This is a genomic window from Rhodococcus sp. NPDC058532 (assembly GCF_042719255.1).
Classification (GTDB): domain Bacteria; phylum Actinomycetota; class Actinomycetes; order Mycobacteriales; family Mycobacteriaceae; genus Rhodococcus_G.
In genome coordinates, this window is the sequence record NZ_JBHXNU010000002.1 from 371,873 (window position 1) to 394,679 (window position 22,807).

Annotated in this window: 22 protein-coding genes; 13 read left to right on the forward strand and 9 right to left on the reverse strand. The window is 71.6% G+C overall.

Going from position 1 to position 22,807, the window contains the following annotated elements:
• Position 1 precedes the first annotated feature (1 nt).
• Together ACFWQG_RS04450 and ACFWQG_RS04455 are read left to right on the forward strand one after the other, a co-directional pair.
• Positions 2-1,045 (forward strand): ferrochelatase, encoded by a 1,044-nt coding sequence (locus ACFWQG_RS04450; protein WP_378506371.1) that lies wholly within the window; start codon positions 2-4, stop codon positions 1,043-1,045.
• A 91-nt stretch (positions 1,046-1,136) separates the two neighbouring features.
• Positions 1,137-1,415, forward strand: coding sequence for a hypothetical protein (locus tag ACFWQG_RS04455; RefSeq protein ID WP_378506372.1), 279 nt, complete (start codon positions 1,137-1,139; stop codon positions 1,413-1,415).
• Between the two features lie 3 nt (positions 1,416-1,418).
• Here the strand turns inward: ACFWQG_RS04455 and ACFWQG_RS04460 are convergent, their stop codons facing one another.
• On the reverse strand, positions 1,419-2,987 hold the full coding sequence (locus ACFWQG_RS04460) for a glycosyl hydrolase family 79 C-terminal domain-containing protein (protein WP_378506373.1): 1,569 nt from the start codon (positions 2,985-2,987) through the stop codon (positions 1,419-1,421).
• Between the two features lie 184 nt (positions 2,988-3,171).
• Here ACFWQG_RS04460 and ACFWQG_RS04465 point away from each other — a divergent pair, with 184 nt between their 5' ends.
• Positions 3,172-4,065 (forward strand): SAM-dependent methyltransferase, encoded by an 894-nt coding sequence (locus ACFWQG_RS04465; protein WP_378506374.1) that lies wholly within the window; start codon positions 3,172-3,174, stop codon positions 4,063-4,065.
• An 85-nt stretch (positions 4,066-4,150) separates the two neighbouring features.
• On the opposite strand, the gene tnpA is transcribed toward ACFWQG_RS04465, so the two are convergent.
• Positions 4,151-4,567: an IS200/IS605 family transposase gene (tnpA, locus tag ACFWQG_RS04470; RefSeq protein ID WP_378506375.1), complete on the reverse strand. Its 417-nt coding sequence runs from the start codon at positions 4,565-4,567 to the stop codon at positions 4,151-4,153.
• A 22-nt stretch (positions 4,568-4,589) separates the two neighbouring features.
• On the opposite strand from tnpA, the gene ACFWQG_RS04475 reads away from it, so the two are divergent.
• The 4 genes from ACFWQG_RS04475 to ACFWQG_RS04490 all read left to right on the forward strand — a co-directional run bounded on the left by ACFWQG_RS04475 (position 4,590) and on the right by ACFWQG_RS04490 (position 7,221).
• The gene (locus tag ACFWQG_RS04475; RefSeq protein WP_378506376.1) at positions 4,590-5,162 is read left to right on the forward strand and encodes an RNA-guided endonuclease InsQ/TnpB family protein; all 573 of its coding nucleotides are present in this window, start codon (positions 4,590-4,592) and stop codon (positions 5,160-5,162) included.
• Positions 5,110-5,739 carry an RNA-guided endonuclease InsQ/TnpB family protein gene (locus ACFWQG_RS04480; RefSeq protein ID WP_378506377.1) on the forward strand — a complete coding sequence of 210 codons (630 nt, stop codon included), beginning with the start codon at positions 5,110-5,112 and terminating at the stop codon, positions 5,737-5,739. Before ACFWQG_RS04475 ends, ACFWQG_RS04480 begins: the two co-directional genes overlap by 53 nt.
• Positions 5,740-5,842: 103 nt before the next feature.
• Positions 5,843-6,655, forward strand: a complete 813-nt coding sequence (locus ACFWQG_RS04485) for a hypothetical protein (protein WP_378506378.1) — start codon at positions 5,843-5,845, stop codon at positions 6,653-6,655.
• A 107-nt stretch (positions 6,656-6,762) separates the two neighbouring features.
• Positions 6,763-7,221 (forward strand): SRPBCC family protein, encoded by a 459-nt coding sequence (locus ACFWQG_RS04490; protein WP_378506379.1) that lies wholly within the window; start codon positions 6,763-6,765, stop codon positions 7,219-7,221.
• Positions 7,222-7,282: 61 nt separating this feature from the next.
• Here the strand turns inward: ACFWQG_RS04490 and ACFWQG_RS04495 are convergent, their stop codons facing one another.
• Positions 7,283-8,095: a hypothetical protein gene (locus tag ACFWQG_RS04495; RefSeq protein ID WP_378506380.1), complete on the reverse strand. Its 813-nt coding sequence runs from the start codon at positions 8,093-8,095 to the stop codon at positions 7,283-7,285.
• 52 nt (positions 8,096-8,147) lie between these two features.
• Here ACFWQG_RS04495 and ACFWQG_RS04500 point away from each other — a divergent pair, with 52 nt between their 5' ends.
• The 3 genes from ACFWQG_RS04500 (at position 8,148) to ACFWQG_RS04510 (ending at position 10,742) form a co-directional block, all read left to right on the forward strand.
• Entirely contained in the window at positions 8,148-8,984 is an 837-nt protein-coding gene (locus ACFWQG_RS04500; protein WP_378506381.1) for a DUF3097 domain-containing protein, read from the forward strand.
• Positions 8,985-9,053: 69 nt separating this feature from the next.
• Positions 9,054-9,485: an NfeD family protein gene (locus tag ACFWQG_RS04505; RefSeq protein ID WP_378506382.1), complete on the forward strand. Its 432-nt coding sequence runs from the start codon at positions 9,054-9,056 to the stop codon at positions 9,483-9,485.
• 60 nt (positions 9,486-9,545) lie between these two features.
• Complete coding sequence (locus tag ACFWQG_RS04510) at positions 9,546-10,742, forward strand: SPFH domain-containing protein (RefSeq protein ID WP_378506383.1); 1,197 nt, start codon at positions 9,546-9,548, stop codon at positions 10,740-10,742.
• Positions 10,743-10,821: 79 nt separating this feature from the next.
• On the opposite strand, the gene ACFWQG_RS04515 is transcribed toward ACFWQG_RS04510, so the two are convergent.
• Both ACFWQG_RS04515 and ACFWQG_RS04520 read right to left on the reverse strand, forming a co-directional pair.
• Entirely contained in the window at positions 10,822-11,484 is a 663-nt protein-coding gene (locus ACFWQG_RS04515) for a TVP38/TMEM64 family protein (protein WP_378506384.1), read from the reverse strand.
• 35 nt (positions 11,485-11,519) lie between these two features.
• Entirely contained in the window at positions 11,520-12,332 is an 813-nt protein-coding gene (locus ACFWQG_RS04520) for a hotdog domain-containing protein (protein WP_378506385.1), read from the reverse strand.
• 125 nt (positions 12,333-12,457) lie between these two features.
• Here ACFWQG_RS04520 and ACFWQG_RS04525 point away from each other — a divergent pair, with 125 nt between their 5' ends.
• Genes ACFWQG_RS04525 through meaB form a run of 3 tightly spaced genes read left to right on the forward strand, consistent with a single transcriptional unit; the run spans position 12,458 to position 17,578 of the window.
• On the forward strand, positions 12,458-14,338 hold the full coding sequence (locus ACFWQG_RS04525) for a methylmalonyl-CoA mutase family protein (RefSeq protein ID WP_378506386.1): 1,881 nt from the start codon (positions 12,458-12,460) through the stop codon (positions 14,336-14,338).
• Positions 14,335-16,584 (forward strand): methylmalonyl-CoA mutase, encoded by a 2,250-nt coding sequence (scpA, locus tag ACFWQG_RS04530; RefSeq protein ID WP_378506387.1) that lies wholly within the window; start codon positions 14,335-14,337, stop codon positions 16,582-16,584. Before ACFWQG_RS04525 ends, scpA begins: the two co-directional genes overlap by 4 nt.
• Before the next feature lie 10 nt (positions 16,585-16,594).
• Positions 16,595-17,578: a methylmalonyl Co-A mutase-associated GTPase MeaB gene (gene meaB, locus ACFWQG_RS04535; RefSeq protein WP_378506408.1), complete on the forward strand. Its 984-nt coding sequence runs from the start codon at positions 16,595-16,597 to the stop codon at positions 17,576-17,578.
• A gap of 87 nt (positions 17,579-17,665) precedes the next feature.
• On the opposite strand, the gene ACFWQG_RS04540 is transcribed toward meaB, so the two are convergent.
• The 4 genes from ACFWQG_RS04540 to ACFWQG_RS04555 form a co-directional block, all read right to left on the reverse strand.
• The gene (locus ACFWQG_RS04540) at positions 17,666-18,616 is read right to left on the reverse strand and encodes a DivIVA domain-containing protein (protein WP_378506388.1); all 951 of its coding nucleotides are present in this window, start codon (positions 18,614-18,616) and stop codon (positions 17,666-17,668) included.
• A complete protein-coding gene (locus ACFWQG_RS04545; protein ID WP_378506389.1) occupies positions 18,607-19,869 on the reverse strand; it encodes a globin domain-containing protein in 1,263 nt (420 codons plus the stop codon). The genes ACFWQG_RS04540 and ACFWQG_RS04545 overlap by 10 nt, the downstream gene beginning before the upstream one ends.
• Positions 19,870-20,112: 243 nt before the next feature.
• Complete coding sequence (locus ACFWQG_RS04550) at positions 20,113-21,204, reverse strand: nucleoside hydrolase (RefSeq protein WP_378506390.1); 1,092 nt, start codon at positions 21,202-21,204, stop codon at positions 20,113-20,115.
• 69 nt (positions 21,205-21,273) lie between these two features.
• Complete coding sequence (locus ACFWQG_RS04555) at positions 21,274-22,611, reverse strand: CoA transferase (RefSeq protein ID WP_378506391.1); 1,338 nt, start codon at positions 22,609-22,611, stop codon at positions 21,274-21,276.
• Positions 22,612-22,807: the final 196 nt, after the last annotated feature.

A 22,807-nucleotide genomic window follows, 5' to 3' on the forward strand; every position in this document is an offset into this window, starting at 1 on the left:
GGTGTACGACGCCCTCCTGCTGCTGTCCTTCGGCGGACCCGAGAAGCCCGCCGACGTCCGGCCGTTCCTCGAGAACGTCACCCGCGGCAGGGGGGTGCCGCCGGAGCGCCTCGACGAGGTGGTCGAGCACTACCTGCACTTCGGCGGGGTGTCCCCGATCAACGCCCTCAACCGGGACATCATCGCCGCCGTCGAGGCCCAATTCGGCTCGGCGGGAACCGGACTGCCGGTGTACTTCGGGAACCGGAACTGGCATCCGATGGTGGAGGACACCGTCGCACGGATGCGGGACGACGGGATCCGGTCGGCGCTGGTCTTCCCGACCTCGGCGTGGGGCGGCTACTCGGGGTGCAGGCAGTACCACGAGGACATCACCCGCGCCCGAGCTGCCGTCGACGGGGCGCCGGAGCTGACGAAGCTGCGCCAGTACTACGACCATCCGCTGATCGTGGCCGCGTTCGCGGACGCGATCAGCGCGGCACGGCAGGAGCTGCCCGCGGAGCAGCGGGCAGGCGCGCGTCTGGTGTTCACCGCGCACTCGGTGCCGGTCGCGGCGGATTCCAGCGCGGGTCCGCCCCGCGACGGCGGCAGGCTCTACAGCCGCCAGGTCGCGGAGGCCGCCCGGCTGTGCGCGGCGGCGGTCGGTGCGCCCGAGCACGACCTGGTGTGGCAGTCCCGCTCCGGGCCGCCGCAGGTGCCGTGGCTCGACCCCGACATCTGCGATCACCTGGACGCCGTCGCCGCGGCCGGCGCGACCGCGGTAATCGTCTGCCCGGTCGGGTTCGTCTCGGACCACCTCGAGGTGATCTGGGACCTGGACACCGAGGCCAGGGATCGGGCCGCCGACCTGGGGCTCGGGTACGTGCGGGCGGGCACGCCCGGTACCGACCCGCGGTTCGCGGCGCTGGTTGCCGAGCTCGTCGCCGAGCGGACCGCGGAGGCGCCGGCCCGCAGGCTCGGCACCGAACCGCTGTACGGCGTCGGAACCAACGGTGCGCTGTGCGCCGTCGACTGCTGCGCCCCGGTACGCCGTCCGGCCAGGTGACCGGGCGGTCACGCACCCCTGGTGCGTGACCGGTGATCGGGGGAGGATGGGACTCTCACCACCTCCCTCGGCATCGGCAGGAGGGGTTCCCATGCCGTACACACATCCGCTGCGACGCCTGCTCACGATCGGCGTTGCCGCCGCCGCGATGATTCTCGCAGGCCCCGCCGCCGCGGTCGGCGCGGCGGACTCGGGTGCGGGCGACCGGTACGTGTCAAACCCGCCGGACGACGACCACCTCGTCGGCTACTGCGACGACCAGGCACAGCTGGGAAACAACCTGGAGGCGCAGGGCGACCACGACCGGGCGGCGAGCGTCGTCGGCGCCGCCAACATGCGCGGCTGCCGCATCTACACCTTCCCCGCCTAACCCTCATGCCGGGGCGGTCAGCACGACCGCGCTGGCCGCCCCGGCGTCGAGGCGATACCCGCCCACGCCCACCGGGACCGACTCGGAGCCGGCCGGGGTGAAGGTGCCGTCGGCCGCCACCTCGGCGCCGGCGAACGTGGTCCCGTCGATGGCCTCCGGTGCCCCGCCGGTCAGCCGCTGGACGTGCGCGGGCCCGGACGCGCCCTCGCCCGGCCCGCCGTTGATCGCCACGGTGAGGGCGACATCGGCGTCGCGGTCGAGGTTGTCGACCAGGACCCGAATCGTGCCGTCGGGCAGGCGGACCGCCAGCGCCGACACGTGCCGGTCACCGGAATCCACCGTGGTGGGCAGGATCCGGCCGCCGACCAGCTCCGCGACGGCGAGGGCACCGTAGTAGTTGGGGTTCGGGCGCGCCAGGCCCGATCTGCGGGCGGCGTCGTCCGGGAAGCAGAAGACCGGGTAGCTCTCGCAGTCGTTCGGTTGCAGGTGCAGGTTGACCCCGGTGACACCCTCCCGCGCGGCGGTCATCAGATAGTCCACCGTCCAGAGTGCGCCGCCGAAACTGTTCGTGACCCCGGGCAACCCCTCCTTGGCGACGGAGTTGGTTTCCGACAGCCGCGGCTGCAGACCCGCCCGCTCGGCGGTGGCGACCAGGTCGCGGATGAACGCGGTCTGCCGGTTCGAGGTGTCCCGCGACATCAGCGCGTCGACGGTCGGCTGACCGCCGACCAGCGCGGAGCTGCCGTCCGAGAGCCCCAGCCGTTCGGTGTTGACGAACGGGTAGTAATGCTGGTTGAGGGACCGGCTCTCGGCGCCGAACCGGTCGATGTAGGAGTCCAGCCACGGGTCGACCAGGGTGGCCCTCATCGCGGCCTCGGCGAGCGTGCTCCCGGTCCCGCCCGCCGCGGTGTCCGGCCCCTCGACGGCGACCCCGGGTGCGGCCGCCGCGATCGCCTCCCGGTAGGTGTGGGCGTCGTCCGCGTAGCTTCCCGGCAGATACGGCGTTCGGTCGCCGCCGCCGGTCAGCGGCGTCAGCAGGTAGAAGTTGGGTTCGTTGCCGATCTGCACCGACCGAAGGGCAGCGCCGATCCGGTCCCGCGCGGCGCGGACCTGGTCGGCGGCGGCGGCCGGGTCGAAGTGCGCGAGGTTCACGCCGAGGTCGACGCTCCAGCCGGTGTTGCGCGCCAGCTCACCGACCCGCGTCAGGTCGTCCGGGGTCACCCGCTGTCCGTTGGCCCACGCAGGCAGCGGCGACGCGGGGTCCGGGGTCCACGCGGTGTTGTCGACCTGGTTCGCGCTGAACCGCAGGTTGCCTGCCCGGCCCAGATTCGCGATCAGCGCAGCCACGTTCCCGGCGCCGGGCGCAATCCACGGCTCGTGCATCAGGTTCGCCTCGAACGACAACCCGAGGAAGTCGGCGGGGATGGTGCGGCCTGGCCGGTCGGCGTCGACGACGATGGTCACCGGCGTCGCTGGCTCGGCGGCCGCCGGAACGGTGGTGAGTGCCACCGGAAGGGCGGCGGCGACCAGGACGACGGCCAGCCGATCGGGCCGGAAGCGGGAGCGGCTCATTGCGCGGAATCCTCCTGTGCGGGCGTGGTGTTCGACCGGGTGGGTGGATCGCTGGCAGCCTAGCGCGCCGACGCGGGGACGCGCGGGCGGAACGCCGAGCGGTGTCGGGCGTAGGATCGGCAGGGTCGAGCGGCCGGGCGATCGTACGGCCGAACGGAGCGACCTCGATGGCGAGGTGTCGATCGTGCGAACCGACGGGGACACGTGGGACATCGTCCACAGCGTTGGCCGGACGGCGCTGGGGGTGGCGACCTTCCGCGCGCTGGAGTCGGAGCGGCCGGAACCGCTGATTGTCGACGAGTTCGCGCGGTGGTTCGTCGAGGCGTCCGGGGACGCGCACTTCATCGGACTGCTCGCCGATCCGTCCCCGCTCGAGGAGGTCCCGTTCTTTTTCCCGGGGTTCATGGGGCTCCGGACGAGGTTCTTCGACGACCACTTTGCGGCGGCGGCCGCGGCGGGTGTCACGCAGGCGGTGATCGTCGCTGCCGGGCTCGACGCGCGGGCCTACCGCCTGCACTGGCCCGCAGGTGCGACCGTGTACGAGGTGGACCGGGCGAGCGTCCTCGACTTCAAGGCGGCGGTGCTGACCGCGCGCGGCGCCCGCGCCAACGCGGACCGGCGGCCGGTCGCCGTCGACCTGCGCGACGACTGGCCTGCCGCGCTGCGCGCCGCGGGTTTCGAGCCGAGCCTGCCGACGGCCTGGTCGGCGGAGGGGCTGCTGCCGTATCTGCCCGGTGCGGCCCACGACGCGCTGTTCGAGCGGATCGACGCCCTCTCGGCGACCGGCAGTCGGATCGCCGTCGACGGGATCGGGGGCGGCGCCGACATCAAGCGGTTGCTTGCGTTGCAGGACAAGTACTTCCGGGACCGGAATCCGTTCGGCGACCTGGACGTCGCCGCCCTCTTCTACGACGACACCCGGACCGACCCCGTCAGCCGGTTGACCGACCACGGCTGGACGGTGCGCGGTGTCACGGTGCGCGAGCTGGCCGACGACTACGGGGTGCGGGTGCCCGACCTGCCCGACGACCTCGCCGATCTCGAATCCCGGGCGGCGTACATGACGGCGGCGAGATAGCGCTACCGGAATGTGCGCTAGTGCTCCGTCGTTCACGGCGGAGGTGAAAGCACACGCGGGAGGCCCACCAAGGGCCGAGCGTGCCCTAGACCGGACGGTCCTGCTGCTCGATGTACTGCCGCAGCACCGAGAGCGGGGCACCGCCGACCGAGCCGGCGAAGTACGAACCCGACCACAGCCGTTGCGCCCGCCAGTAGTGCTGCACCAGGTCGGGGAACTCCTGCCGCAGCCGCCGCGACGACACACCTTTGAGGCTGTTCACCAGTTTCGACACCGCGACCTTCGGCGGGAAGTTCACGAGCAGGTGGACATGGTTGCTTTCGCCGTTGAACTCGACCAGTTCGACCTCGAAGTCGGTGCACACGTCTCGCATGATCGCCTCCATCCGTTGCAGGTGCTGGTCGGTGAACACTCGATGCCGGTATTTGGTCACGAACACCAAATGGGCGTGAAGGAGGAAAATGCAGTGTCTACCAGTGCGAATGTCGTCGCGCTCTGCCATAAACCAATGGTAGACTGTTGGGGTGCAGCTCCGATACCGGTACCGCCTCAACCCCACATCGGGGCAACAGGCGGCGCTGGCGCGGGCATTCGGATGCGCCCGAGTGGTGTTCAACGACGCGATCGCCGCCCGCGAACATGCACGACGGACCGGTCTGTCGTACCCGAAAGATGCGGAGCTGTCGAAAGCGTTGACCGCGGTGAAGAAAACGCCCGAGCGGGAATGGCTCACCGAAGTATCGTCGGTCGTGTTGCAGCAGGCCCTCGCCGACGCTTTCGCCGCGTACCGCAACTTCTTCGCCTCCCTCTCCGGGAAACGCAAAGGCACGAACCTGGGGGCACCCCGGTTCCGGTCCCGCCGCGACAATTGGCAGTCGATCAGGTTCACCCGCAACGCCCGCTTCACGGTGACCACGGGTGGGAAACTGCGACTCCCGAAGATCGGCGACGTGCCGGTGCGTTGGTCCCGCGACCTGCCGGCGGAACCGTCGTCGGTGACGATCGTCAAAGACGGTGCGGGCCGGTACTTCGCATCGTTCGTTGTTGAGATGGACGCCGAACCGTTGCCGTCGATCGAGTCCGAAGTGGGCATTTGATCTGGGCCTGACCACGTTCGCGGTCCTGTCGAACGGCAAGACCATCACGTCCCCGAAGTTCTTCCGCCGCGCCGAGCGACGGTTGAAGAAGGCACAACAATCCTTGTCCCGCAAGGACAAAGGATCGAAGAATCGGGCCAAGGCGCGCCTGCGGGTCGCCAAGGCTCACGTGAAGATGGCCGACGCCCGACGCGACTTCATGCACAAGCAGTCCACGGCACTGATCCGCGAGAACCAAGCGGTCTACGTCGAGGACTTGTGCGTGAAGGGCCTGGCCCGCACCCGCCTCGCAAAGTCGGTCCACGACGCCGCCTGGGGCATGTTTCTCCGCATGGTGGAGGACAAAGCCGCCCGATACGGGCGGACGGTCGTGAAGGTCGACCGGTGGTTCCCGTCGTCCCAGACCTGCTCGGTGTGCGGGCGGGTCGACGGACCGAAACCGCTGTCGATCCGATCGTGGTCGTGCCCGTGCGGCACGGTCCACGACCGCGATCTGAATGCTGCACGAAACATCCTTGCCGCCGGTCGGGCGGAGAGGCGAAACGCCTGCGGAGAGACTGTCAGTCTTTCCGTCTAGCGGAAAGCGATTCTCTGTGAAACAGGAACCCACCGAGAGCGCCCACGCGGGTGCTGGTAGGAATCCCCGGCCTTCAGGCCGGGGAGGACGTCAAGCGGTCGACATGGCTTGGTACTGGCAGCCTCCGGAGGACGAGGACGTGTTGTACGCCCGCGCTCAGGCGGTCGAGGTGCTGCGACCGATCGCGGAGGCGGTGCTCGCCTCGCCGCACACCCGCTGGTGGGGCGACCCGGTCGACCTCGGCGCCCAGCGTGAGGTGGCGCCCTGCTACCAGGGCCACGGATGGTCGGGCCGACCCGAGTTCGGGCGTCGCCGTGACGGCCTCGCGGTGTGGCGAGCGACGGCACTGGAGACCGAGGCGCGCTTCGTCGAGTACCACCGGACCCACCCCGGCAGTGAACTCGGCGGCGAATGGTGGTCCACCCCGGTCGCTGGCGGCGTCGGGGTGCACGACACCAGTCGTGCCTGCGACGGACTCGGCGCGCTTGAACTGCTGCTCGAGGAGGATTCGCTGGGCTACAAGAAGGCCCGGGTGTGGCCGGTCCGGGTCGACGGCACGCCGCGGGTGTACGAGATCACCGGCCCGGATGCGTGGGCGCGCCTCGTGGACGCCCACCCGCTGGCGGTGCCCGCCTCGCGGCGCTGCGAGTGGCGGTACACCACCGGCGAGGTCCACGACTGGCACATCCCCGACTGGGCCGCGGTCGCCGACCACTACGACGCCGTGCACCTGACGCTGCTCGGGTACCTGACGACGCCGGGGATCGCGATCCCGCTCACCGACCGGCCCGGGGCGACGCTGCTCGCCGGGTGGGATCCCGACGCCACCTTCTGGCTCCGCGACGACCGCCTCACCGTCGACGGCGACCCGACCGAGTGGCGGCGCTCCGACGAGGGCGCCTGGTCGCCCGTCTGATCTCGGCGCCGGTCGAGTGGGAACGGCGGCCGTGCACTGGTATTCATGATCGGAGGGGTCGGACGACCCGGACGGGGTCGTCGACCAATGTCGAGGAGTGGTGTGCTGTGGGCGAGAGGCTCGAAGTGTCGCGGGAGATCGCGGCGTCACCGGCGGACGTGTACGCGGCGATCTCGGATGTCACCCGGATGGGGGAATGGTCGCGGGAGTGCCACTCCTGCCGGTGGCACGACGGCGTCGACGGCCCCGCGGTCGGGGCGGTCTTCGACGGCCACAACCGCAACGGTGACCACGAGTGGATCACGCAGGGCACGGTGGTCGAGGCGGACCAGGGCCGCAGCTTCGTGTTCGACTGCTCGATGCACGGCGTGCACTACGCGACCTGGGGTTATCGCATCGAACCCACCGCGGGCGGTTGCCGGGTGACGGAGTGGACGGAGGACCTGCGGACCGAGCAGGCCCGCGCGTACGCCGTGCGGGTGTCGGGCGTCGACGATCGCGTCGCCAGGAACCGCGAGACGATGACCGGCACCCTCGATCGGATCGCGGCCGCGGTCGAGGGCTGAGCGGACTGCTGCGGTCCCGGATCCTGTCCCGCCCCGCGACGCCCGGACCCGGCACGCAGGGTCAGCTGCGCGGCTGTTCGGCGCGCACGCAGGCCGTCACCGCCGCCATCCGCGCGGTGCGGACGGCCGACCACAGCGGCCGCAGCGTGTCGTCACGGGCCGCGGCGCCGGTCGCGGTCTGCGCCCGACCGGACGACTCGCCGGCCACCGTCAGGATGGCCGCGACCTGATCGGCGGTGTCGAGGATGCGCAGCACCCGGGCCGGGGTGCCGTCGGGGGTGGTGTGGCGGGTCAGGTCGGCGAGCGCGTCGGCGATCCGGGCGCGGGGATCTGCCTGGGTACCCACGAACCCGCCGTGCATCGACGACAACGCCTCCGCCGCCTCCCGGACCGCCTCCCTCAGGGTGTGCTCGGCCTCGCCGAGCCCGATGTGTTCCCCGGCCCGTGGCAGTTCGGGGATCGGGAACACCGTCCACCGCAGTACATCCGGTCCTTCCACCCGGGGCACGATGCCGAGCCCCGATGTGCCGGGGGATCCGACCATCACCCCCTGCCCCGCGTCGACCGCCGCTGCGGCGAACGCGGTCTGCGCGGGCAGGCCCCGCACGTCCCCCGGCGCGGGCAGCACCAGCGTCGGCGCGGCCCCCCGGTCGGCCGCGGTCACCGCGCGCATCGCCCGTAGCAGTGCCACCGGGCCCGCATCGGTGGGGCCGGGCCACGGCAGGTCCCAGCGCAGGGCGACCTCGGCGTCGGCAGCCGCGATCAGGTGCATGGGCGCCCACGCAGCGACGGCGTCGATGACGTCGTCGGGCGCGCTCGCGCCGGCCAGCCACGAGGCGGACCACAGGGTGAGGGTGATGCTGGGGCAGGACACGACAATCAAGCTTAGGGCGGCCGCGGCGTCGATGGCACTAGCGTGGTCCGGCGTGAGTGGACGCGACATGTACGGCGGGAACATCTTCGACGGGCACACCCGGCGGCGGGCCCGCGACTACCCGAGGCTGCCCGCCGACCGCGGTCTGGTCGTCGAGGACGCCGCCACCGGCTGGTGCGGTGCGGTGGTGGGGATGGAGAAGACCTACGACGGCGACTACGTCCGGCTCGAGGACGCCCGCAAACAGACCCGGCTGTTCGCGATGCGGGAGGCCGCGTTCCTCGTCGATGGCCAGCCGGTGACCCTGGTCCGCCCGACCGCGACGACGACGGCGGCGACGAAGCAGGCCGGGGCCCGGTCCGCGTCCGGTTCCACCCGCGTCGAGGGGCTCAGGGCGCGCACCGCGTTGCCGAGTCGAATTTGGGTTGAGGGCGTGCACGACGCCGCGATCGTGGAACGGGTGTGGGGGCACGACCTGCGGGTCGAGGGTGTCGTCGTCGAACAGCTTGAGGGCCTCGACAACCTGCCCGCGAGGCTCGCCGAGTTCGGGCCTGGCCCCGGACGCAAGGTCGGGGTCCTCGCCGACCACCTGGTCGAGGGGTCGAAGGAGACCGCGCTGACCCGCGGCCTCGGCCCGCACGTGATGGTCACCGGGCACCCGTACATCGACGTCTGGGAGGCGGTGCGCCCCAAGGCCGTCGGCATCACCGGGTGGCCGACGATCCCGCGCGGCGAGGACTGGAAGACCGGGGTGTGCCGTGAACTCGGTTGGGGCACACCGCAGGACGGATGGCGCCGGGTGTACGGCGCGGTGTCGAGTTTCCGGGATCTCGAGGCCCCGTTGATCGGGGCGGTGGAGCGGCTCGTCGATTTCGTGACTGTCGACTGACCGGGCATCCGGTCGGCCACGGCGCTGGCGGCGCCCGTGCACTGGTGCCGGTGTGGCTAGAGTGGTGGCGTGGCGGGAGTGATCTGGCTGGTGGCGGGGGTGGTGCTCGCGGCGGCGGAAGCGGCGACGGGCGACTTCTTCCTGCTGATGTTGGCGGGCGGGGCGCTCGCCGCGGCGGGTGTCAGCGCGGCGACCGACCTCCCCGTATGGGTGGACGCGCTCGTGTTCGCCCTGGTGTCCCTCGCGCTCATCGTCGGGGTCCGGCCCGCGCTCAAGCGCCGGTTCAGCGGTCCCCCTGCGGTGGAGACGAACGTCGCCGCCCTCACCGGCCGGACCGCGCTGGTCCTCGATGAGGTGTCCGAGTACCGCGGCCAGGTCAAGCTCGCTGGCGAGGTGTGGACGGCGCGCCCCCTCGACCCGACCGAGACCTATCCGCCGGGCACGACCGTGACCGTGATGGAGATCGACGGCGCGACCGCCGTCGTGTGGCGGGGAGCGTAACCCCGCGGACGTTGACCGAACAGGACCGGCGCCGGGCAGGTGTCGGGAGGGGAGTGAAGGATGGCCGCACTGATCGTGCTGGCGGTGATCGTCGTGCTCGTGGTGATCGTGGTGGCGAAATCGGTGGCCCTGGTGCCGCAGGCCGAGGCCGCCGTGATCGAACGTCTGGGCCGGTATCAGCGCACCGTGTCCGGCCAGCTGACCCTGCTGGTGCCGTTCGTCGACCGGATCCGCGCGAAGGTGGACCTGCGGGAACGGGTCGTCTCGTTCCCGCCGCAGCCGGTGATCACGCAGGACAACCTGACGCTGAACATCGACACCGTCGTCTACTTCCAGGTGACCAACCCGCAGGCGGCGGTATACGAGATCAACAACTACATCGTCGGCGTTGAGCAGTTGACCACCACCACGCTGCGCAACGTGGTCGGCGGCATGACCCTGGAGGAGACGCTGACCTCGCGCGACTCGATCAACGGGCAGCTGCGCGGGGTGCTGGACGAGGCCACCGGACGCTGGGGCCTGCGGGTGGCCCGCGTCGAACTCAAGAGCATCGACCCGCCGCCCTCGATCCAGGAGTCGATGGAGAAGCAGATGAAGGCGGACCGGGAGAAGCGCGCGATGATCCTCACCGCCGAGGGCAGCCGCGAGTCCGCGATCAAGACCGCCGAGGGTGCCAAGCAGAGCCAGATCCTCGCCGCCGAGGGCGCGAAGCAGGCCGCCATCCTCGACGCCGAGGGTGAGCGGCAGTCCCGGATCCTGCGCGCCCAGGGTGAGCGGGCCGCGAAGTACCTGCAGGCGCAGGGGCAGGCGAAGGCGATCGAGAAGGTGTTCGCGGCCATCAAGTCGGGCAAGCCGACGCCGGAACTGCTTGCCTACCAGTACCTTCAGACGCTGCCGCAGATGGCCCAGGGTGACGCGAACAAGGTGTGGCTGGTGCCGAGTGACTTCGGGGACGCCCTCAAGGGATTCGCGAAGACCCTCGGCGCGCCCGGCGAGGACGGCGTGTTCCGGTACGAGCCGAGCGCCGACGAGCCCGTCGCCCCGGTCGACGACTCCGCGGAGGTCGCGGACTGGTTCGAGGCCAAGACCGATCCCGCGGTGGCGCGGGCGGTGGCGGCCGCGGAGGCCGTCGCGAACAAGCCGGTCGAGACGTCGCTGGCGCCCGACTACGAGATCGACGGCCCCGCCGCGCGGCGCGCGGTCGGAGCCGAGCCCGCCGAGGGCCTGCTCCCTGCGCCGGAGCCGGAGGATCGATAGGCGCACGCTGTCTCGCCGCCCGTCGACCTGGTGGCCCTCGACCGGATTAGATCAAGGCCATGGCCGGGGCCGGAGCAAATTACGCCTCGCGGCGTGACTCGCGCAGCTGGTCGAGGGTCCGCTCGGGGCCTGCCGGGACGCCGAGTCGGGCATCGATCACCAGCCCGACGACGCCGACGCCGAGGCACAGGACGGACACCGCGAGCAGGGTGGGGGAGGTGTCCCCGCCGATCGCATCGCCGAGCATCACCACCCCGATCGTGCCGGGAATGATGCCGACGATCGTCGCAAGGAGGTACGGCACGAACCGGATCGAGGACAGCGCCGCGCAGTAGTTGGTCACCGAGAACGGGACCGGGGCGATCAGCCGCAGCGAGCCGACGGCGAGCCAGCCGCGCCTGGCCAGTCGGTCGTCGATCTTCTGCACGGCGGGGTGGGTCAGGTGCCGGGCCACGATGTCCCGGCCCAGCACCCGGACGAGGACCAGCGCGATCGCCGCGCTGATCGTCGTCGCCGCGATCGCGATCGCGATCCCGGTGGCCGCGCCGAACAGCACCCCCGCAGCGAGGGTGAACACGGTGCGGGGGACCGGGGCCACCGTCACGATCGCGTGCACCGCGACGAACGCGAGGGGGAAGGCCGGGCCGAGCGAATCGGACCACCCGCGCATCTGGTCGATCGACGGATGCGGAACGAACAGGGCGACCGCGGCAAGCACGGCAAGCACGGCGATCAGGACCACCGCGCGCGGGGTGCGCAGTAGTCGCCCGGCCGACCTCAGCACTCGGGTGCGGGGCGCTCGGCCGCGGCAGCGGCCTCCCTGCGCAGGGTGATGGTCGCGGCCGAGCACACCTGCCCGGTGGCGTCGCGGGCCTCGGTGCGGATCACCGCGATCCGCCTGCCCACCTGCACGGGGAACGCCTCGAACACGATCTCGCCGTCGAGGGATCCGGGCCGGAAGTAGTTCGCCCGCAGCGCCGCGGTCCGCATGCCCGGCGCGGCGGCGGCCGCGACCAGGTCGTGCCCGCACGCGTGGATTCCGCCGTGCATCTTCCCCATCGTGTTCGCGAGGGCCGGGCTGCCGGTCACGGTGAGCAGTGCGCCGGTCTCGGTGCGCTCGATGGTGCCGCCCAGGATGTCGAGTGGTGCCGCCGCCGCGGCGGGCGGGGTCGGGGCCGGATCCGGGGCACCGTGCAGGGTCCGGTTCTGACTGACGCCGTCGACGAAGGTGCCCCACATCGTCGCGGACGCGAGCTGGGTGCCGTCGGCGTCGAGCACCTGCAGCACGCCGAGCCCGCCGTCGTCGTCGATCGATTCGATGTGGGCCTCGGCGGTCAGGACCGGCCCCCGCCAGCCGGTCGGCCGGGCGTACGAGATGGACAGTTCCGCGCCGACGATCCCGTCGTGGTCGCCGCGTCGGTCGTAGAACGCGACCCCGAGCAGGTCGTCGATCAGCACGCCGAGCATCGCGGTGCCCCCTGCGGACCCGGTGACGGCCATCGCCATCCGGGCGGTGGCGCCGTCGCGGACCGGGCGTCCGACCCCGAACAACGACTGGGGGGTTTCGCGAAGATCGGTCGCAATGCTCATGCCCGCGAGGTTACCGAACGGTAGGTGATCCAGCGGACAGGCCCCGAACCCGCCGGGCTAGCATCACAGCGAGAATGACCATGCCCGAATACCGAGAGGAAGCCGACACCGTGTCCCAAGCTCCAGTGTCACACGCTTCACAGACCGAGGAGGCCGCCCGCGACTACGCGGCGTGGCAGCAAGCGGTGGCCGCGGTGCTCGCGAAGGCCCGCCGGGTCGACGTGTCCGAGCTGCCTGCCGATCCGGAACACCTCCTCGACACCACCACCTACGACGGTGTCACTGTCACGCCGCTCTACACCCGCCGCGAGGAGACCGCCGAGGCGCCGCTGCCCGGCGTGTTCCCGTTCGTCCGCGGGCGCGACGCGCACCGCGACGTCAACAGCGGCTGGCAGGTCAGTGCCGCGTTCGGTGCCGGTGAGCGTGACGCGAAGAGGGTCAACGAGGCCATCCTCGACGGACTCGAGAACGGGGTCAGCGCGATCTGGCTGAGCGTCGGCGGTGACGGGCTGTCCGCCGACGCCCTCGGAACGGCGCTCGACGGCGTGCTGCTCGACCTCGCGCCGCTGACCCTCGACGCCGGCGCCGATGTGGCCGACGTTGCGCAGCGCCTGTACGCGCTGATCGACGAGCGCGCCGCCGCCGGGGACGGTGTCGCCGACCGCGCCGCGATCACGGTCGGCCTCGGCGCCGCCCCGCTCACCGACGGATTCTCCGGCGCGGCCGGTGTCTCCGTCGATGCCGCTATCGCGCTGGCCGCCGCCGCCGCGCAGCGCGCGGAGACCGTCCGGGCGCTCACCGTCGACGGCACCGCCTTCCACAATGCGGGCGCCTCCGATGCCGAGGAGCTCGGTGCGGCCGTCGCCGCCGGGCTGGAGTACCTGCGCGCACTGACACACTCGGGAATCACCATCTCGAAGGCGTTGGGGCAGATCGAGTTCCGGCTCGCCGCGACCGACGACCAGTTCCAGACCATCGCCAAGTTCCGGGCCGGCCGCGCCCTCTGGGCGCGCGTCGCGCAGGTGTGCGGTGCCGCCGAGTTCGGTGGTGCGCCGCAGCACGCCGTCACCTCCGCGGCGATGATGGCGCAGCGCGACCCGTGGGTGAACATGCTCCGCACCACCCTCGCCGCGTTCGGCGCCGGTGTCGGCGGGGCGGACGCGGTGACCGTGCTGCCGTTCGACGCCGCGCTCCCCGAGGGCAGCGTCGACACCTCCAAGTCGTTCGCGGCCCGCATCGCCCGCAACACCCAGCTGCTGCTGCTCGAGGAGTCGAACCTCGGCCGGGTGCTCGATCCGGGCGCGGGCTCCTGGTACGTCGAGGACCTGACCGCGCAGGTCGCGGCCAAGGCGTGGGAGTTCGTGCAGCAGATCGAGGCCGCGGGCGGCTACGCCGCCGCGCTCGAGTCCGGCGTGATCGCCGACCGGGTCGCCGCCACCCGCACCAAGCGGGAGTCCGACATCGCGCACCGCAGCACCGCGGTCACCGGCGTCAACGAGTTCCCGAACCTCGCCGAGGCCCCGCTCGCCGACGGCCCCGCCCCGCTCGAGGGCGTCGCCCGCTACGGCGCCGCGTTCGAGGCGCTGCGGGACCGGTCCGACCGGTTCCTCGCCGATCGCGGGCACCGGCCGAAGGTGCTGCTCGCGGCGCTCGGCCCGGTCGCGGAACACAACGGCCGCACCACGTTCGCCGCGAACCTGCTGGCGTCCGGCGGCATCGAGGCGGTCAACCCGGGCACCCTCGACCTGGCCACCGTCGCCGGGGTCGTCGCCGAGTCCGAGACCACCATCGCGGTGCTGTGCGGCACCGACAAGCGGTACGGCACCGACGGCGTGCCCGCGGTCGATGCGCTGCGCGCCGCGGGCATCGAGACCGTCCTGCTGGCCGGACCGGAGAAGACGTTCGCCGACGCGCAGGGCGCGGACCGGCCGGACGGCTTCCTGACCGCTCGTATTGACGCAGTGTCGGCCCTGACCGGTCTGCTCGACACCCTGGGAGCGAAATGAGCATCAAGCACGAGATCGGCAGCTTCGCCGACGTGCCGCTGACCGACCCGGACTTCCCGGCGCCCGCGGCGCCGACCGAGACCGAGACGGCGGCGCACATCGAGGACGCGGCCAAGGCGAACAACTACGACGCCGACCAGGTGATCTGGTCGACGCCCGAGGGCATCGACGTCAAGCCGGTCTACACGAAGGCTGACCGGGACGCCGCCGAGGCGTCGGGCTACCCGCTCGACAGCTTCCCGGGTGCCGCACCGTTCCTGCGCGGCCCCTACCCGACGATGTACGTCAACCAGCCGTGGACGATCCGCCAGTACGCGGGCTTCTCGACCGCCGCCGAGTCCAACGCCTTCTACCGCCGCAACCTCGCGTCCGGTCAGAAGGGCCTGTCGGTGGCGTTCGACCTCGCCACGCACCGCGGCTACGACTCCGACCATCCGCGCGTGCAGGGTGACGTCGGCATGGCCGGTGTCGCGATCGACTCGATCCTCGACATGCGTCAGCTGTTCGACGGTATCGACCTGTCGCAGGTGTCGGTGTCGATGACCATGAACGGCGCGGTGCTGCCGATCCTGGCGCTGTACGTCGTCGCCGCCGAGGAGCAGGGCGTCGCGCCCGAGCAGCTGGCCGGAACCATTCAGAACGACATTCTGAAGGAGTTCATGGTCCGCAACACCTACATCTACCCGCCGAAGCCGTCGATGCGGATCATCTCCGACATCTTCGCCTACACCAGCGCGAAGATGCCGAAGTTCAACTCGATCTCCATCTCCGGCTACCACATTCAGGAAGCCGGTGCGACCGCCGACCTGGAGTTGGCGTACACCCTCGCGGACGGCATCGAGTACATCCGCGCCGGACTCGACGCCGGCATGGACATCGACAAGTTCGCGCCCCGACTGTCCTTCTTCTGGGCGATCGGCATGAACTTCTTCATGGAGGTCGCCAAGCTGCGGGCCGGGCGCCTGCTGTGGGCGGAGCTTGTCGAGAAGTTCGAGCCGAAGAACGCGAAGTCGCTGTCGCTGCGCACCCACTCGCAGACCTCCGGCTGGTCGCTGACCGCGCAGGACGTGTTCAACAACGTCGCGCGCACCTGCGTCGAGGCGATGGCCGCGACCCAGGGCCACACCCAGTCGCTGCACACCAACGCGCTCGACGAGGCGATCGCGCTGCCGACGGACTTCTCCGCCCGCATCGCGCGCAACACCCAGCTGCTGATCCAGCAGGAGTCGAACACGGTCCGCCCGATCGACCCGTGGGGCGGCTCGCACTACGTCGAGTGGCTGACCAACGAGCTCGCCAACCGGGCCCGCGCGCACATCGCGGAGGTCGAGGAGGCAGGCGGCATGGCGCAGGCCATCGGCGAGGGCATCCCGAAGCTGCGCATCGAGGAGGCCGCGGCCCGCACCCAGGCCCGCATCGACTCCGGCAGGCAGCCGCTGGTCGGCGTCAACAAGTACGTGCCCGCCGAGCCGGACAGCATCGAGGTGCTCAAGGTCGACAACACCAAGGTGCGCGCCGAGCAGCTCGCCAAGCTCAAGCAGCTGCGCGCCGAGCGCGACGAGGCCGCCACCCAGGCCGCGCTCGCCGAGCTGACCCGCGCCGCCGCCTCGACCGAGGGCGGCATGGAGAACAACCTGCTCGCCCTTGCCGTGAACGCGGCCCGCGCCAAGGCCACCGGCGGAGAGATCTCCGACGCGCTGGAGAAGGTGTACGGGCGTCACCAGGCCGAGATCCGGACCATCAGCGGGGTGTACCGGGACGAGGCCGGAAAGTCGGAGAACATTTCCAGCGCAATCGAACTCGTCGAGAAGTTCGCGGAGGCCGAGGGTCGCCGCCCGCGCATCCTGGTCGCGAAGATGGGACAGGACGGCCACGACCGCGGCCAGAAGGTGATCTCCACCGGCTTCGCGGACCTCGGCTTCGACGTCGACGTGGGACCGCTGTTCCAGACCCCCGAGGAGGTCGCCCAGCAGGCGGCCGACGCCGACGTGCACATCGTCGGCGTGTCCTCCCTCGCCGCAGGCCACCTCACCCTGGTGCCGGCGCTGCGGGAGGCCCTCGCCGCGGTCGGCCGCCCCGACATCATGGTCGTCGTTGGCGGCGTCATCCCGCCGGGCGACTTCGACGAGCTGTACGCAGCCGGTGCCGCCGCGATCTTCCCGCCCGGCACCGTCCTCGCGGACGCGGCGGTCGGCCTGCTCGGCAAGCTGTCCGAGCTGCTGGGACACGATCAGAGTGCCGGTTAGCCGTCCGCCGCTGGACCTGGGCGCGCTCGGCGACGCGGTCCTCGCGGGTCGGCGATCGGAGATCTCCAAGGCGATCACCCTCGTCGAGTCCACCCGCGGGGACCACCGGGAGCAGGCGCAGCAGCTGCTGCTGCGCCTGCTCCCGCACGCGGGCGGCGCGATCCGGGTCGGCATCACCGGCGTCCCCGGGGTCGGCAAGTCCACCACCATCGAGGCCCTCGGGATGCACCTGATCTCGTTGGGGCACAAGGTCGCGGTGCTCGCGGTCGACCCGTCGTCCACCCGGACCGGCGGGTCGATCCTCGGTGACAAGACCCGGATGCAGAACCTGTCGGTAGAGCCGAGCGCGTTCATCCGGCCGTCCCCGACGTCGGGCACCCTCGGCGGTGTCGCGAAGGCGACCCGGGAGACGATGGTGCTGCTCGAGGCGGCCGGCTACGACGTGATCCTGGTCGAGACGGTCGGTGTCGGGCAGTCCGAGGTGACCGTCGCGAACATGGTCGACACCTTCACCTTCCTGACCCTGGCCCGGACCGGCGACCAGCTGCAGGGCATCAAGAAGGGCGTCCTCGAACTCGCGGACATCGTCACCGTCAACAAGGCCGACGGCAAGCACGAGGCCGAGGCGCGGGTCGCGGCCCGCGAACTCGCGGGCGCGCTGCGGCTGATCTACCCGCACGACGCGCTGTGGCGGCCGCCGGTGTTGACGATGAGCGCGCTCGAGAACAACGGCGTCGACAAGTTCTGGGACGAGGTGCTCCGGCACCGCAAGGTCCTCGGCGACGCGGGCGAACTCGAACGCAAACGCCATCAGCAGCAGGTGAACTGGACGTGGTCGATGGTGCACGACCAGTTGCTGCGCCGCCTCGACACCGACCCGGCGGTCCGGTCTATCCGCGGTGCGGTCGAGCAGCAGGTGCGGGACGGCGAGCTGACCGCGGCGCTGGCCGCGCACCGCCTCCTTGAGGCCTTCGACGGCCACGCAGGACGCTGACGAGGCCGCTCGCGCGGGCGACCGGGTGGCGGCGGGGCGGACGAGCGTCGCGCGCTCCCGTCACCCGGCGCCGTCCGAGGCGCCGGGTCACGAGCTCCCTGCGGCGGGCCGACCGGTCTCGGACAGCGCCGTCTCGGTCGGCCCGGTTTCGGTCGGTTCGGTCTCGGTCGGTTCGGTCTCGGTCGGTTCGGTCGCGGACGGCTCCGTTCCCGTCTGGTCGGGTGTCGACCCGTCCGCGGGCTGCCGGGTCGCGGGGATGAGCTGCGTTTCCGGTGCCTGCGGTGTTTCGGGCGCGTACGGCGATTCGGGCGCGTACGGCGTTTCGGGTGTGTTCGGTGCTTCGGGCGTTGCCTGCAGCGCGGGAACCAGATTCGGAAGGTCCGCGAGCTTGTCGACCTCGCCGGACAGCGCGGTCAGCACCGACCGAAGCTGCGTCGCCGCGATCTGCGTGTAGGTGCGCAGGTACTCGACCTCCGGGATGGTCTGGGCGTAGCCGGGACCCGCATCGCCGGGGCGGCGAGCGGGCGCCTCGGCCTGCTCGGCCTGCTCGGCCGCGCGCTGGGCGCGCTGCAGCAGATCGCGGTGCTGGTCGCGCGCGGTCATCACCAGGTCGCGGGCGTACCGTTCGGCGTCGGCGACGAGGGTGTCGGCGGACAGCTGAGCCTGGCTGAGCAGGTTGACCGCGCGGGTACTGATGCCGAGCAGATCCTTCTCCGACTCCTCCCGAAGGCGGTGCAGCTCCGCGGTGGCCGCGGCGAGGTCCCGGCGCAGCTGGTGGAGTTCGGGGGGCTCGGCCCGGGCCCGATCACGCTGCGCCAGCTGATCCTCGAGGTAGGCGATCCGCGTCGCGTACGCCTCCAGGTCCGCGCTGGTGGCCGGCGTGGCGTGGATCAGCCGCTCGTTGGCGGCGCGCAGCCGGGCCAGCTCGGTACCGACCTGGTCGAGGTACTCGTGGACGGATCCCGCGTCGTATCCGCGCCGACCCATCTGGGCCCTCTTGAACTCCACCTGGCGGATGTTCGCGGGCGTTATCTCCATGCTGTCGCCTCCGTCGGCCACGTCGGGTCGGGTGTCGGGCTCGCGCCAGGTGTCGGGGTGGTGTCCGGTGTGTGCCGGGTGTCCGGCGTTGGGTGGGCGTGCTGGGTCCAGGGCGCGGCGGCGCCGTCCGCGAACCCGGCATCGGCGAACTCCTCGAACCGGACCGCCGCCGGCGGCAGCCCGGCGGAGTGCAGCGCGGCCCGGGTGTGCGAGACCATCGGCGCGGACCCACACACCAGCGCGGTGAAACCGTGCCAGGGTCGGGCCCGGGCGGCGAAATCGCCGACGAGCCCGCGGACACCGGGGAAGCCGGGGTCGTCGGAGACGACCGGTGTGTACTGAAGCCACGGCCGGGCCGCCAGTTGCCGAAGATGCTGGTGGTCGTACAGGTTCCACGGCGCCCTCGCCCCGTGGAACAGGTGTACCTCCGGCGCCGAACCCGACGCCCGCCAGCGTTCGTCGATGTGGTCGAGCACCGCGCGGAGCGGCGCAAGCCCGGTGCCGCCCGCGACCAAGAGCAGGCTCCCGTCGTCCGGCGACAGGGTGAGCTGGTCCCCGATCGGGGCACCGAGCCGGATGATGTCGCCGCGGGCGGTCCCGCGTGCCAGCGCGGTCGAGACCTGGCCACCAGGAACGATCTGCACGTGCAGTTCGATGGACCCGTCCGCGCGGGGAGCGTTGGCGGGGGAGTAGTACCGCCACAGCTTGGGGCGGGAGGGCACTTCGACGGCCATCGACTGGCCGGGCAGGTACGGGTACGGCCGGTCCGGGCGCAGCTCGACCACCGCGACGTCGATGCTGCGCCGGTCGATCGCCACGACCTCCGCCTCCCAGAACGGCGGGGAGTCCCGTTCGGCGTCCGCGGCTGCGGCGATCATGATCCCGGCGATCGCCTCGTACGCCGCGGTCCAGTCCGCCTCGAGCTGCTCGGTCCACGCCGGGCCGAGGAAGTGTCGGAGGGTGGCGAGCAGCGACGGGGCGACGGCCGGATAGTGGTCGGCGACAACGTCGAAGCGTCGATGGTCACGACCGAGCTGCTCGACGAAGGTCGGGTCGGTGGCCAGGTCGTCGACATTGCTCACGATGTGTCCGAGCGCCGTGAAGAATCGGCTCCGCTGCGCGGTCATCGAGATCGGGAACATCTCGCGGACCTCGGGATGCGCGAGGAACAGGTGGGAGTAGAAGTACTGGGTTGCCTCGTCGCCGACCTTCGCGACCTCGCGCCAGCTCTGCTTCAGAGCGGTGGTGTCCATGCGGTCACCGGGCCCGCGGGCGGCGGCCGCGCGTCCGGTGGTCGGCGGACGGGGCGCGGTGTGGGGCGTGGCTCATGCGGACACCTCTCTCTGTGGCTCGCGGGTGGCGGACGGTCCGGCGACAGATCTCGTCGGGCGCGAGCGGGTGTCGACTGAGCGGAACGGGTAGATGATCGCACACCGCAGCGAGAGTTCCGCTGGCAGTGCCGGTCCGGCGCAGGCCGTCACCGCGGCCACCGCGGGTCACCTTGGGGCGGTAGCGCGGGACCGTCCGCGCAGACGTCGGCCGATGCGGTCGACGAGATGGGTGAGGAAGGTGTCGGGGTCGGTGGCCACCGCGATATCGGCGTTCGGTGCGCGGCCCCACATGCCGTGCCAGTCCGCGACCGTGGACCCGCGAGTGAGCGTTCCGACGAGTTCGACATCGACCGTGGCCGGCCGGGTCCGCACCACCGCCGGATCGAGCGCCACCGCCGCCGCGAGCGGGTCGTGCATGTGGGCGAGGAAGCCGTGTCCGTGGTCCCGATGGAACTCGAGGTAGAAACGGATCGCGTCCGACAGGGCGCGAACCACCGGATCGGAGGCGCGGGAACGGCTTCCGGCCGGATCGGACTCGGTGATCGACTCGACCGGGGTGCTGCCTGCGGATTCGGCGAGGCGACGCAGGTGCTCGGGGCGCAGCTCGATGGTCTCGGTGACACCGAGCGGGCACACGATCGGCCGTCGATGCTCCGGCACGACGGAGAAGGCATCGAACACCACCTTCGCCGCCTCGGGGTCGACGGCGACATTCCACTCGGACGTCGGGGTGGTGTTCCCGGGATGGTCGAACGCCCCGCCCATGATCACCAGCCGGCGCAGGAGCAGCGGCAGGTCCGGCTCGATCCGCAGTGCCAGAGCGAGATTCGTCAGCGGCCCGGTGACCAGACCCGTCACCTCCCCGGGCCGGGAGCGGGCCACCTCGACCCACGCGGTCGCCGAATCACGTTCGGCGAGTGGTCTGGTCGACGTCGGCAGCACCGCATACCCGAGCCCCTGCGGCCCGTGGGTGTCCTCCGTGGTGCGCAGGTCGCCGACCAGGGGGACCGCCGACCCCCGGGTGACCTCGATGTCGGATCGGCCACACAGGTCCAGCCAGGCCAGGTTGTTCGCGGCGACCTGCGCGGTCGGCACGTTGCCGCCGGTGCTGGCCACCGTGAGGATCTCGGCATCCGGGCTGCACAGCAGGTACAGCAGCGCGAGGGCGTCGTCGATCCCGGTGTCGACGTCGACGATCAGGGGCACAGGATCGGTCGGGGGCAGGGGGTCGGTCGGAGGCAGGGGGACGATGCTCACCCCGACAGTGTGCGCCGCCCCACGGAGGCGGCCTGCGCACGGGGGCGCCCACCGACCAGAGCGGGTCCCTCACCACCAGTGCGGCGGGTCCGCACCCCAGTCGTGGGCCGGGAACGGGTACTGCGCGTACCCGGGCAGGGGAGGCCGCGCCGCGCGAATCCCGCCGTGGGTCACCGCCGTTGCCTGAGAAGGCCTCCTCGGTGCGACGGGGGCGGCGACCCGCCCGGGCAGGTCGAGCAGTAAGCGTGCCGTGCGCGCCAGCGACACCGACACCACCCGACCGCACCCGTCCCCGATCCGCTGCGCGATCGCGTCCACCACCCCCGCCGCGAGCAGATGACCGGAGGCATGGTCGAGCGCCTGCACCGGCAGCGCACCGGGTCGTCCGCCGCCCTCGACCAACGCGATCCCGGAGGCCGCCTGCACGATGCTGTCGAACCCGCGTCGCATCGCCCACGGACCGCGCTCACCCCACGCGCTGACCGAACCGACCACCAGGCCGGGCGTCGAGTCGGCGATCCCGAAGCGGTCGAGGGCACCCGGCCGATACCCGGTGAGCAGGACGTCCGTCGAGACGAGCAGGGACCGCATCGTGCTCAGATCGTCGGCGACGGTCAGGTCCAGCAGGGTGGACCGCTTGCCCTGGCCGGTGTCGCGGTGCTGCCAGTCGATCTCGTGCAGGTGCGGCGGGTCGACGCGCAGCACCTGAGCGCCGAGCAACGCGAGGTCGCGGCCCGCCACCGGCCCCGCCAGCACCCGCGTCAGGTCCACCACCCGCACACCGGCGAGCGGGCGGTCCGCGTCGGCCACCGACGGTGTTGGACCGGAATGCCGGGAGTCCGTCATCCGCGTCCGCACCAGCGGGCCGTCACCGCTCGCGACGCCCTGCGGATGCCCCGCCCAGGCGGTCTCGTCGCGGACCAGGACGGCGATCGCGCCCGCGTCGGCACACCGGTCCTCGATGTCCTGCGCAGGCAGTTCCCCGATCCGTGTCGACAGCACACCCGGGTCGGCATCGGCAGGCAGGTCCAGCGCGGTCAACAGGCGCGCCCGATGATGCGGATAGTTCGCGTGCGTGCGCACCCAGCCGTCCCCGGCGGCGAAGAACCCCGACATCGGCGCGAAGGCGGACACCGGCGCACCGTCGATCGACAGCATCCGGTCGCCGCCGAACGACGCGGCGACCCGCTCCGGATCGATCTGCCACGCCCGCGGCTCCCGACCCCGGGACACCAGCAGGCGATTCACCGCGGACGCGAGCACCCCCACCGACCCCGCCGCCAGCGCCTGCGTCGGCACGCGGGACGCGAGGAACCCCGACGGCGGCAGGTAGCGCACCGCCGTCGGGGTCGAGGGCAGCGCGCACCCACGCTCGTACTCGTCGTGGACCAGCCGCGGTGAGGCCACCACAGCACGGTACCGCCGGACGCCGTTCCGGTGCCCGGCGTACGTGCGCACTACTCACCCCCCGCCCCCGTCCCGACTGAACGGAAGCGTTCAGTCGATCAGACCTGAATCCACCGATGGAGATCGGCGGTACAACGTGTCATAGAAGGGCAGGTGCCCTCTGCGCTGGGATGATCGTTCTTGCGAAGGAATGATC

What these genes read in the sequence shown, in the direction of transcription:
- ACFWQG_RS04455 (WP_378506372.1), top strand. Translation starts at nt 1,137, where the DNA reads ATGCCGTACACACATCCGCTGCGACGCCTGCTCACGATCGGCGTTGCC.
- ACFWQG_RS04460 (WP_378506373.1), bottom strand. Translation starts at nt 2,987, where the DNA reads ATGAGCCGCTCCCGCTTCCGGCCCGATCGGCTGGCCGTCGTCCTGGTC.
- tnpA (WP_378506375.1), bottom strand. Translation starts at nt 4,567, where the DNA reads ATGGCAGAGCGCGACGACATTCGCACTGGTAGACACTGCATTTTCCTC.
- ACFWQG_RS04485 (WP_378506378.1), top strand. Translation starts at nt 5,843, where the DNA reads ATGGCTTGGTACTGGCAGCCTCCGGAGGACGAGGACGTGTTGTACGCC.
- ACFWQG_RS04510 (WP_378506383.1), top strand. Translation starts at nt 9,546, where the DNA reads ATGGCCGCACTGATCGTGCTGGCGGTGATCGTCGTGCTCGTGGTGATC.
- ACFWQG_RS04520 (WP_378506385.1), bottom strand. Translation starts at nt 12,332, where the DNA reads ATGAGCATTGCGACCGATCTTCGCGAAACCCCCCAGTCGTTGTTCGGG.
- scpA (WP_378506387.1), top strand. Translation starts at nt 14,335, where the DNA reads ATGAGCATCAAGCACGAGATCGGCAGCTTCGCCGACGTGCCGCTGACC.
- ACFWQG_RS04540 (WP_378506388.1), bottom strand. Translation starts at nt 18,616, where the DNA reads ATGGAGATAACGCCCGCGAACATCCGCCAGGTGGAGTTCAAGAGGGCC.
- ACFWQG_RS04545 (WP_378506389.1), bottom strand. Translation starts at nt 19,869, where the DNA reads ATGGACACCACCGCTCTGAAGCAGAGCTGGCGCGAGGTCGCGAAGGTC.